Source organism: Nostoc sp. FACHB-133 (assembly GCF_014698055.1).
Lineage (GTDB): Bacteria > Cyanobacteriota > Cyanobacteriia > Cyanobacteriales > Nostocaceae > Nostoc.
This window is the reverse complement of the sequence record NZ_JACJSH010000115.1, coordinates 1-10139: the sequence shown is the minus strand read 5'-3', so window position 1 is coordinate 10139 and position 10139 is coordinate 1. Positions and strand designations below refer to the sequence as shown.

Sequence of the window (10139 nt, the reverse complement as noted above, 5' to 3'; positions counted from 1 at the left end):
GGCTACCAGCACATATTTAGTAAATAAAGTTACTTCTTACTTAGATTTTATTTTTGCGATCGCTTGTTTTTTACTGGATCTGACAAAACCGCATTGCTCCCACATGAGCTTGTGATTGCTGAAAAAAATGCACGGCGCGAAGGTGAATTAGCTGAAGAGAGAAGACTAAGTGACCTTGCAATTGCTGAAGAGAGAAGACTAAGCGATATTGCAATTTCCGAAGAAAAGGGACGACGTGAACGTGAATTGGCTGAACAAAAAAGAAAACGCGACCTTGAAGAAGCTGAAAAAAGAGAGCAGGAATTAATAAATAATAATCAATCTTTAGAAATTCAATTAACTGAGAGAATTAATGAGCTTAAATTACTGCAACAACAGAGAGAAGATGAACGCAATAAATTAACGAATGATGCCAATAATCTAAGTATTGTAAATACTAGGCTTCAAGAGGAAATTGTTAAACTTAGCGAATCAATGAACAATTTATCAACGAGTACAGATTCAGCAGAGTTACAAAACGAACTAGAAAACATTAAATTACAATCAAAACAAAATCTAGGTAAACAAAAACAATATGAACAAAATATTGAACAATTAAACCAGCAATTAGTGATTATTCAGAAAAAACAGTTAGAGGCTAATGTAAAACATGAACAAAAAGAAAATGAAGTAGAAGAGCTTCAACAACAAATACATGAGATTAAAAATTCTCGATCTCAAGTTGAGTCTAATTTAGAGCAATTGCGAATTAATGAGGAAAATTCTCAAAAAATAGTTGCTAAATTAGAACAGCAATTAGCTAATCAAAGGTTAGTACAAAAACAACTTAAAAATCAATTAGATGTTTTAAAAAGTTCCCTATCAGAATCCCAAAAACGAGAGCAAGAATTAGAAAAACGTGCTAACCAAGCACAAGCTCAATCAGAGGCTTTAGCTGAGGAAATGGAACGTTATATAGAGGAAACTGGTAAACATCCCTTAAATGATTTTGAAGTAGCTATTAAAAAATCTTTAGAAGACAATTTTTCTGATGCCAGAGTAGAAATACAATTTGACGTTGGTTCTGGTAAACAAGGCAGTAGATTTACTGATTTTATCGTTGTGATGAATAATTGCTGTATTATTTTAGAAGCTAAATCTTATAAGGGATTAATCAAGCCTATTGATGATGTACGAAATAGTGGATGGATTTGTCAGCAAGCAGGTAGAAAACTGCATATTTTCTCGTGTTGGGGTAAAAATCCCTATCATCAATTAAAAACTTACTGTGATTCTTTAATGAAAAATAGAACTCTAGGTATTCACAACAAATTCCCAGTATATGGTGTTATTGTATTTCCAAAGGGTTCATGTATTGATAATAGTATTAAATCTAATATAGATCAATTTTACAGAGTAACAACCTTAGATAATTTAAGCAGTGCTATTCAGGAATTAGATAATCAAGCGAACTCTTGGAATTAGAGCAAATTAAACTCTTAAAAAAACTTAACTACTATATATTTGGTATCAAAAATGTTTAATTATTACAATCATCAGTATTTCATAAAGTTTCTAATATTTATTGGAGTTTTGGGTTTATCAGGTTGTCCATCTAACCCTCCTAAATCCGTAGTTTCTTCACCTTCTCCTGCTATTACAAATAAACAACAAAGCTTACAAACAAGTTCTTTAACTATAGGAATTTTGAGTAAGCCCAGTTACTATGAAGAATTAACAACTTACCTACGTGAGCAATTTGGTAATAAAGTACAAATAGTTATTGATGGTGATGAATCAATTTCTTATGAAGAAGCCAGAAAAAGGATGATAAATAAGGAATGGGATATTGCCTTTACTTTATCACCAATACTTTCTCTAGCTGCCAAAAATAATGATTATCATTTTGCAGCACGAATGTTTCCAAATAATCCACCATATTACCAAGCTACATTATTCACAAAATCTACCAGTAGTATTCAATCTATCAATGATTTAAAACCGATAAATACTATTGCTTTAGGCGATTTCAATTCAGCGTCTAGCTTCTATGTACCTGCTTATGACTTATTTGGTAAAAGTCTTAGGGTAGATATGGGACATCGAGGCAAAGATATTAAAGAGTTAGTTAAAACGGGGAAGACTGACGTAGGGGCTGCGGCTTATGAAGCAGTTGAAAAAGACAAAGATTTAAAAATTATTCACTTAAGTAAAAAAATTCCTGGCGCTAATGTCTATTTATCGCCTAAACTTTCTGAATCTGACCGCCAGATAATTACAAAAGTTTTACTAAATGCACCTGAAAATATTAGAAAAGAAGCTAATTATGGTGGTGGAGATGAATCTGATTATTCACAACTGATAAAAATTTCCCAGAGAACTGAAGAGATTTTGAGATGTGCAAACTTTCAACTAAACCCAGTTAATTTCTACTGTAGTGATAGTCCCCCAGAGCCAAAACCTAGTATTTCTCCTGATACTTCGGAAATATTAGGACGAATTAATGGATGGAGTCGCCAAAATAATGAAGATGAAGCTTTCAAGTTGTCAGGAAAAGATAATAAAATTTACCAAATAATTATACCTCGAAAAGTTCTTGATCAAGTTCCTGGTGCTTCCAATCCAATTGCTTTACAAGGTAAAGAAGTCAAAATCATAAACGTTGCTCCCCAAAAAGCACAAGCAGGAATCTTTGAGCTAAAACTTACACAGCCTAATCAATTAAACATATTAGAAGATATACCAAACTCTTCTATTCAGTCAAATTATCAAGTTAAGCAAGTCGATGACGGAGATACAATCACCGTTACTGATGTATCTAATCAAGAAATCAGAGTGAGGTTTGCTTGTATAGATGCCGCAGAAATATCTCATTCGGATACAGAACAAAACAGTAATAAACCTGCTGATATAAATCAGTTTTTATGGGGCAATAAAGCTAAAGAGCGACTAAAAACATTAATACAAAAAGGTGGTAATCAAGTATTGCTAAACATAGTAGATACTGACCGCTATGGACGTAAAGTTGCTGAAGTACGTTTACCTGATGGCACTTTTGCCCAACAAGTATTAGTTAGGGAAGGATTAGCTATGGTTTATCGGCAGTACATTAAAAGCTGCCCTAGTGCTACTGATGTTGAACAAGCAGAGATTGATGCCAAACAACAACAGTTAAATATTTGGGCAGATTCGCAATTTACTCCACCTTGGGATTGGCGACGCGATAGAAAGCCAAGCTTAAAAAAGCAGGCAAAAGTTTAATATTATTTACATTTACGAATTGAGCTATATTTATCGACCTGATAGCCAAGCATTTAAACCCTCTTTACGTTGTTGATTTTTTTCGGATGGACTCATATCCCAAGCATTTTGCTTTTTAAAAGCTTGGGGATTATATATCCCTGTTTCCCAGTTACCATACATAGGATTAGGGAGGGCAATATATGCGGGGTCAATTGTTTTACTCTTGGCATTTCTATCAAATATTCCGTAACGCAGACGATTATTATTAACGTAATTGCGTCGCTCTTGATTGCTCTTGCCTGCTGTTTCATCAAAATCATTGAGGTTATCGCCTAGTAGAGCAATCACTGTATACTTTTTGCCATCAGCTTTACCATTTTCAATTGCTTCCCGCCGCCATTGCTTTGAAGTGTTTTCTTTACCATCAATAACTTTAGTAAACTCACCCTTTAATAATACTGTTGCAGAATTAGCACCTATAAAACCAACTGATTTTAAATTATTGATAGTTGCAATCTCTAAATCATTGTTTTGGTTATCTTTTTTACTACTCTTATCCCGGTTAGAAATAAAAAAGACAGTCCCACCATTATCATTAACGTAATTCACAAACTTGACTGCACCAGGGACAGCCTTAGCTTTGGCTGCTGCTACCCATTTATTCCATGTTATTGGATCAAAACTATTATTTGTATCAATAAAACCAGCTTGATAAGCACTATTATCGAGAACCGTCTCATCAACATCAACAATAACGGCTGGGTTACGTACTTTTTTAGCTTTGGCTTGGTCGAAGATAAGCTGGCCTATATTAAAGGCTTGGTAAGTAAGGGCTTGGTACTCTCCTGATTGCTGTACCCAGTTAAGTGCTAGTAGGGACTGTTCATTTAGCTGTGCATTAGTAATATCTGCTGTATCTTGTTTGAGTCCTAAAAGAAGCAAACTTGATGTAACTAATGTAGAAAATGTAATGAGCTTAAAATATGGGTCATACATTTTAGAGATTCAACCTAAGTATTTAGCTAAGTAAATATCTACTGTAAGGAGATTTATCTGTACAGTTATACACTTATAACATACTTAGAAAAAATGTCACCTAAATTTTCAAAGATCAAGTTAGTTTTAATACTGCGTGTTATAGTATACCTGTTAGTAACTCAGACTTCGATTAATTAAGAACCTGAGAACAACATTAACCAAGAGCGATCGCTATATTTATGCGGACGTAGTTCATAAGACCCGATCAAATGGGAATCCTGGCTTAGGAATCGTGCATTATTAATTTTCGCGTGTTACTAGAAAATTATTCCTTTTCCCCTTTCTGAATAAGAGGTAATAATGCTAGATTTCGATTACTTGCAATGATTCAGGGCGATTTATGAACAAAGGCGAATTAGTAGATGCTGTAGCAGCAAAGACCAACATCACAAAAAAGCAAGCTGATGAAGTCATTAGTGCTTTTTTAGGAGTTATAACCGAAGCTGTAGCCAATGGTGAAAAGGTAACGCTCATTGGTTTTGGGTCATTCGAGCGACGCGAACGCTCCGAGCGTGAAGGGCGTAATCCGAAAACCAATGAGCCAATGACAATTCCGGCGACCAAAGTACCTGCGTTTTCTGCTGGGAAACAGTTTAAAGAAAAAGTAGCGCCATAGATTAATTGCTTTGCCACTAGCAATCCAATCACTGCTTCCTCTGTAGCGTTCGCTGTTTTCAAGACGGCGTGGGGCAACGGTAGATGGAATATGAGCGTTGAATTGCAGATTAAAAAAAAGCGCGATCGCTGCATTTCTTTTGGGCATTCTGAAAAGATAGCGTTTACTCAATATTGCCATGTTTAAAGGATTTGGTCGCCCAAAGAAAAAATCAGTGCTTGAAGAGAATGAACTGACCACAGGGATTGTTCAGCATCCAGTTACGGGACTTTGGCAGACATGGATATCATTTACAGGTAATGATATTCAATGTATTACCGCCCATGCGAACCTTGATGATGCTGACCGTGTAGCGAAACAGATTGCTGATGCTTGGAGTGAGGGGAAATACAAAACTGGGGAAGAGGTAACAGCTTTTATCCAATCACTGCCTAATGATGGTGTCATAGATCCATTGCCCCAAAATATTGTGATGCAATTAAGTCAGCAGGCATTAAGCGCGAGGAAGTAAGAAAGTACGAACATCTTAAATTGAATCATCCATCCAACCGCATTCACAATCCCAATGCACTCTTGAGGTGTAGTCTCGGTCAAAGGATGCACCGCACTGGGGACACTTACCAGTAAACATTGGATGCCAATCAAGTAAATCCAGCTTTTGCTGTTGTGTCCACTGCTGTTGTGGTTGCAGTATTAATTCACTGTTATAGTAGCTTGCCCCCTCCGGTTGCCATAGCTCCTCTGCTTCGGCGTTGGGGTCAAGTCGAAAGTCCAACCAGCTCTGGCCCTCTACTCCATCAGGGTGAACGACACAGACGAGGTGGGGGTTATGTGAATAGAGGAGACAGTTATCGCACTGGAGGAAGTTTCGGCATAGTACTAGTGTACTGCTTTATCACAAGCGATCGCTTGGCTGAAATTGGGAATCCTAAAAGAAGTTTTGAGTGATTTTTAGTACAAATGGTTTTTAAATTTCGATCGAATTAAATCCTGGTGATGTGCTTCAAAAAAGATGAACTCGTTTTCATCCCAGTCGAGATGAAGGGTAAGACGAATTTTGTCAGGGTCTACTCTTTCAACGCTTTTACCCCGCCAACAGTTAGCGCCTGTTAGCTCCCAGTTGTAAGATTCGGTGTAAATCTCTGCAATTACTGCGTTTGATGCCGTATTCTCAACTGTGCTGACTGAAGTAGGAATTTTCTGCTTTTTCTCATCAACTAAAAATAATCTGTATTCAGGCGGTATCTGAGCAAGGCTGACAAAATACTTGATGATTTCTGGTACAGCTTGAGCAAGCGTGGTACGATCTTCATCCAACGTGATTAACTGCTCCTCTAATGTTGGGTATGAAAATAGGCGATCACGCACAGCAATATTGGTTTGTCTAACTCCTGAAATATTTAAGCTTTTTTGTAAGCATTGGATACTGTTTATAATTCTGTGCTGAAGATAAATTTCAATGCCAAAGTTTGAATAAAATTCTTCACCTATATTTTCAGAGGGTTGGCCTTGTTGCCGCACTTTAGTAAAGTTATACCAAGCTTGAGGATCAGACATAATCCGGTAAATCATTACCTCATCTTCAGCACTACCCTCCAGCCCGGCTATCGCCAAGTAAACTTGCTTGTTTAGTAATGAAGGGTAAGTGAATTTGTGGCGGTTAGGAGATTTCATGTGAACACAGTCCAAAAGCAACGAGGATAACCCTTCGGTAGTGAACAGATGAGGGTTATCTTGGAGGAGTAGTTGAAAAACTGGTACTGAATTATACATATATTTAATTTTAGGGCAATATGATGGAGCTAGCACATTATTTAATAGCAAGCATTGTAGTTTTTGTCTAGTTAAATATACTTAATTAATATTTTTAGAGATACATAAATTTTTGGTTTAAATCTAATTTATATTGGTTTTAAATAGTTTCAAATTCTTTATTTAGTGATAAATCGCAGGAATGCCACTACAAGGCTACTCTTGCTTAACTTTTGAAAATTCTCTACGTTAGACATGGCTATCCTTCGCAGAAGGGCTAGTGAAGGCGATCGCGCTCTTGGCGGGGAGCGATCGCTTTTAATTACGGGAATTGGGTACGTGAGTTACTAACTCCATTAAGCTGATTTCTTTGTCTGCCAATTTATTAAGAGCATTACAGAGATTGTCCAGTGCTTCACCATCTAGGCGTGGCATAGTTTCTGCTTTTCTTAGATTTGTCACTGAGTTGGGATGTACACCCAATTCAGCCGCTAGCTCTTTTGATTTTATTTTGTACCTAGCCATAACTTCTCGTAACTTCCAAATAATCAAAGCTTGATTCATAAAAACAACACCTTAACTTTACTTCTTCCGCCAGCATATCACATAATTATCAAAGTCATGTATTGATTTAAAACAATGGCATTGTGATAAATCACGGTTACACATTGACAAAACACAGTATCGCTTTTATATTGATAAGCATAAGGGTAAGGAAAGTGAACTGCCTGCACCCAGGACGCGAAAGAGTTCGCAAGTCAACCATTACAAACCAAGTCAAGCCAACATTCCAACTCGAAACATAGTCTAGAGACATGATCACCGGGGTATAGCACAAGCTCTATTGAGTAGGTAAAGAAGCCTGGAGAAGCAATCAACGGACACACAGCCATTTTGAGCAAGCCTTTTATTCAAAGCAGAAGCAATCGCCTTAGTGCAGTGGCTGGCCAATAATACTATTGAAGCCGTCGGTCGCGTGACGCACTATATCTTTTGCTTTAGTAGCTCTAACTACTGGTTAGGAGCATTAAAAATGAGGCTTCGCCAATTCTAGATTGAGAGTGTTGTGCTGAAGGCACAACAAACTTACCAATAAAAATAGGACGATCGCTCTGGTCTGCAAAACTGTGCGATCGCCTTTTTACCCATTTAAGAGGTATTTGCTAATGATTACACAAGTTTCAGCCCCTACGCCAACAAAAGATCCGCTAACCACACGCGATCGCCAAATCATTGCAACCATTGTCAATCAATCGGACTATTCAAAAGAGTGCAAGCCCGAAGATGTAGTAACTATCTGGATCAAAAGTGATGATATTGTGTGGGTAAAAATGACCCACGGCTATGCTCGATACCACAAAGAACCATTCAAACGCGCTGTTGCAGACGTTAAAGCGAGTCTTGCTGCTCCAGTAGAGTGCAATCACCAGGAAGATCAGGAATTAAAACAAGCTTCTGAGAAAATTGGCTTGTTGGGTGATTGTGACTGGCTATCGTTAAGCGTCCAATACCATTCTGATAAAGTAATCGGTCATGCAGGTTGTTATATCTCTCACAAGGCTCGAATATTAACCCCATCGACTGAATGGGACTTCACCCTGCCGAAGTGGAATATGCCTGCTGCCATCTGTCCAGACTGCGAAGGGTATGGGTGCGGTAACTGTGGGTATCGCGGGACTCGTGCAGAAGACTTGTGCGAACCAGTAGACGGCTACCGACTGACTTATGTAGGACGCACTGACCTTCAGACGGCTCACAACGTATATCTAGATGGTGAGTTTTTGGGAATTGTCTTCAAGGTCAGAAACGTTGATGAGTTATGGGAAAACGACCCCAAGACTTATTACTGGCGCTGTGGTGATGGAGTTCAATATTGGAGTGTGAAAGAGGCTATAAAGGTGCTATCCAGGGCAACTGCTCCGATTGAACTGCCGCAAGTTCGTCAGGAGTTGGTCGCGGCGTAAGTGAAATGGTGGGTTCTTATCCCTGTTTTGTCAATCTGGGGGAAGCTAATCCCTGTAAGGCTTTCGCAGCTTTAGTTTTCAGATTTTGGCTATAAATTTTAGTTACTGTTAGAAAATAAAGGTTCAAACCTTAGCTCAATCAAAGTTTCAGACTCTTGGTTCGATTATTGTTTTCCGAGAGTGACAGAATAGGGTTATACCCACCACACAAGCTTTTCTCAACCCTTGTAAAATAAAACACAGTTCGCCAGGGACAAAATGACCCAACAACCTCACCAACCTCACGACAAATTTGCCAAGGAATTTTTAGAAGAGCTACTGGCTCCTTTGGGTGAAGTGAAAATTAACAGGGAAGTAACAGATGCAACAAGATTTGTAGATGTATTATTTTTACCTTCCCCACAAGCCCAAGCGGAAAATCTAGGATTGCTGGGAAGAATTGCTCTACTCAATACAACGCTACTGGAACCATTTCGGAATCAGCCCAGCAGGACGGAAGTACGTAACTGTTTCATGAAGTTGTTCACTGTGATTGCGGATTCTCAGCGCAAAGCCAAAAGAGAAGAAACTACCATTAGCGAGGATGATTTAGCTCGTTTGTGGATTTTGACACCTAGCGCTTCAGCCTCTCTGTTAGCAGATTTAGAGGTTAAGCTAGACTTAGAAAAGTGGATGACTGGAGTTTACTTTTTTCAAAAATGTTTTAGAGGGGCGATACTAGCAATTAACGAGTTACCAGTAACTCCTGAAACGCTCTGGTTCAGGCTTTTGGGACGAGGGACAGTACAACAGCAAGCAGTAAGTGAACTGGTTGCCCTTCCACCAGAGAATCTTGTTCGCCGTAATGTTCTTGAAATGGTTTACAGGTGGCGTATCAGTGTAATGACACAAACAGATTTAACTGAAGATGACCAGGAGTTAATTATGAATTTAACAGAAGCTTATCAAGAAGCAAGAGCGCAAGCGGTACAGGAGGGAGTGGAGCAAGAACGCCGTCAGGTTGTAGAAAACTTGTTAAGATTCCGGTTTGGTTCTGTGGATGAAGAATTAGCGAGAGTGGTCGATAATTTGTTGCAGTTAGCACCAGATGACTTTGCAAGATTTTTACTGGAATTGTCTAGTTTATCTCGTGAAGATTTGCTAGCAAGATTTAATTCACATCAATAATCTGTACAGGGCAAATAATTAGTAATAAAAAGCGCTTTTGTAGTAACAAGAGCGCTATTTTATTGGCTCTGTACTTGATAAATACATCTGAAATCAACGGCTTCGCCAATAAGAGAGTGAAATCTATTGATATTAAACAATGACCTATCAAGAAAATAGTGCAGAATTACCCACTCAGGATTAAAGCTTCGCTTATTTTTTGCGAAAACTAACATTAAAGAAAGGCAGCAGCTACTATGACAGCTTTTGACTTTGATTCTGCTGAACACAAGTCATACCAAAAGACCCCAGCAGCCAAAAGTATTCCTTCACCCGCAGGCATTTGGATTGCTTACGAAAATCAACAATTAGCAGGATGGTACGAAAATAAAGAACTAGTT

The 10139-nt window shown here is 38.2% G+C and carries 10 protein-coding genes; 6 read left to right on the top strand and 4 right to left on the bottom strand.

Annotated elements, in window-relative coordinates:
* Positions 1 to 111 precede the first annotated feature (111 nt).
* On the top strand, positions 112 to 1464 hold the full coding sequence (locus H6G86_RS39940; RefSeq protein ID WP_190938485.1) for an NERD domain-containing protein: 1353 nt from the start codon (positions 112 to 114) through the stop codon (positions 1462 to 1464).
* Between the two features lie 51 nt (positions 1465 to 1515).
* Positions 1516 to 3240, top strand: a complete 1725-nt coding sequence (locus H6G86_RS36680) for a PhnD/SsuA/transferrin family substrate-binding protein (RefSeq protein ID WP_190938484.1) — start codon at positions 1516 to 1518, stop codon at positions 3238 to 3240.
* 30 nt (positions 3241 to 3270) lie between these two features.
* On the opposite strand, the gene H6G86_RS36675 is transcribed toward H6G86_RS36680, so the two are convergent.
* A complete protein-coding gene (locus tag H6G86_RS36675; RefSeq protein ID WP_190938483.1) occupies positions 3271 to 4218 on the bottom strand; it encodes an HAD family acid phosphatase in 948 nt (315 codons plus the stop codon).
* A gap of 382 nt (positions 4219 to 4600) precedes the next feature.
* On the opposite strand from H6G86_RS36675, the gene hbs reads away from it, so the two are divergent.
* Together hbs and H6G86_RS36665 are read left to right on the top strand one after the other, a co-directional pair.
* A complete protein-coding gene (gene hbs, locus H6G86_RS36670; protein WP_190938482.1) occupies positions 4601 to 4876 on the top strand; it encodes a non-specific DNA-binding protein Hbs in 276 nt (91 codons plus the stop codon).
* 178 nt (positions 4877 to 5054) lie between these two features.
* Complete coding sequence (locus H6G86_RS36665) at positions 5055 to 5387, top strand: hypothetical protein (protein WP_190938481.1); 333 nt, start codon at positions 5055 to 5057, stop codon at positions 5385 to 5387.
* A gap of 15 nt (positions 5388 to 5402) precedes the next feature.
* On the opposite strand, the gene H6G86_RS36660 is transcribed toward H6G86_RS36665, so the two are convergent.
* The 3 genes from H6G86_RS36660 to H6G86_RS36650 form a co-directional block, all read right to left on the bottom strand.
* Complete coding sequence (locus H6G86_RS36660) at positions 5403 to 5651, bottom strand: hypothetical protein (RefSeq protein WP_313931624.1); 249 nt, start codon at positions 5649 to 5651, stop codon at positions 5403 to 5405.
* Positions 5652 to 5827: 176 nt separating this feature from the next.
* Complete coding sequence (locus H6G86_RS36655) at positions 5828 to 6649, bottom strand: hypothetical protein (RefSeq protein WP_190938480.1); 822 nt, start codon at positions 6647 to 6649, stop codon at positions 5828 to 5830.
* Between the two features lie 297 nt (positions 6650 to 6946).
* Positions 6947 to 7192 carry a helix-turn-helix domain-containing protein gene (locus H6G86_RS36650; RefSeq protein WP_190938479.1) on the bottom strand — a complete coding sequence of 82 codons (246 nt, stop codon included), beginning with the start codon at positions 7190 to 7192 and terminating at the stop codon, positions 6947 to 6949.
* Between the two features lie 602 nt (positions 7193 to 7794).
* Here H6G86_RS36650 and H6G86_RS36645 point away from each other — a divergent pair.
* On the top strand, positions 7795 to 8592 hold the full coding sequence (locus H6G86_RS36645) for a hypothetical protein (RefSeq protein ID WP_190938478.1): 798 nt from the start codon (positions 7795 to 7797) through the stop codon (positions 8590 to 8592).
* A gap of 258 nt (positions 8593 to 8850) precedes the next feature.
* On the top strand, positions 8851 to 9759 hold the full coding sequence (locus H6G86_RS36640; RefSeq protein WP_190938477.1) for a hypothetical protein: 909 nt from the start codon (positions 8851 to 8853) through the stop codon (positions 9757 to 9759).
* Positions 9760 to 10139: the final 380 nt, after the last annotated feature.

Excerpts from the sequence above, each read along its gene's own strand:
- H6G86_RS36680 (WP_190938484.1), top strand. The coding sequence starts at position 1,516 with ATGTTTAATTATTACAATCATCAGTATTTCATAAAGTTTCTAATATTT.
- H6G86_RS36675 (WP_190938483.1), bottom strand. The coding sequence starts at position 4,218 with ATGTATGACCCATATTTTAAGCTCATTACATTTTCTACATTAGTTACA.
- hbs (WP_190938482.1), top strand. The coding sequence starts at position 4,601 with ATGAACAAAGGCGAATTAGTAGATGCTGTAGCAGCAAAGACCAACATC.
- H6G86_RS36665 (WP_190938481.1), top strand. The coding sequence starts at position 5,055 with ATGTTTAAAGGATTTGGTCGCCCAAAGAAAAAATCAGTGCTTGAAGAG.
- H6G86_RS36655 (WP_190938480.1), bottom strand. The coding sequence starts at position 6,649 with ATGTATAATTCAGTACCAGTTTTTCAACTACTCCTCCAAGATAACCCT.
- H6G86_RS36650 (WP_190938479.1), bottom strand. The coding sequence starts at position 7,192 with ATGAATCAAGCTTTGATTATTTGGAAGTTACGAGAAGTTATGGCTAGG.
- H6G86_RS36645 (WP_190938478.1), top strand. The coding sequence starts at position 7,795 with ATGATTACACAAGTTTCAGCCCCTACGCCAACAAAAGATCCGCTAACC.
- H6G86_RS36640 (WP_190938477.1), top strand. The coding sequence starts at position 8,851 with ATGACCCAACAACCTCACCAACCTCACGACAAATTTGCCAAGGAATTT.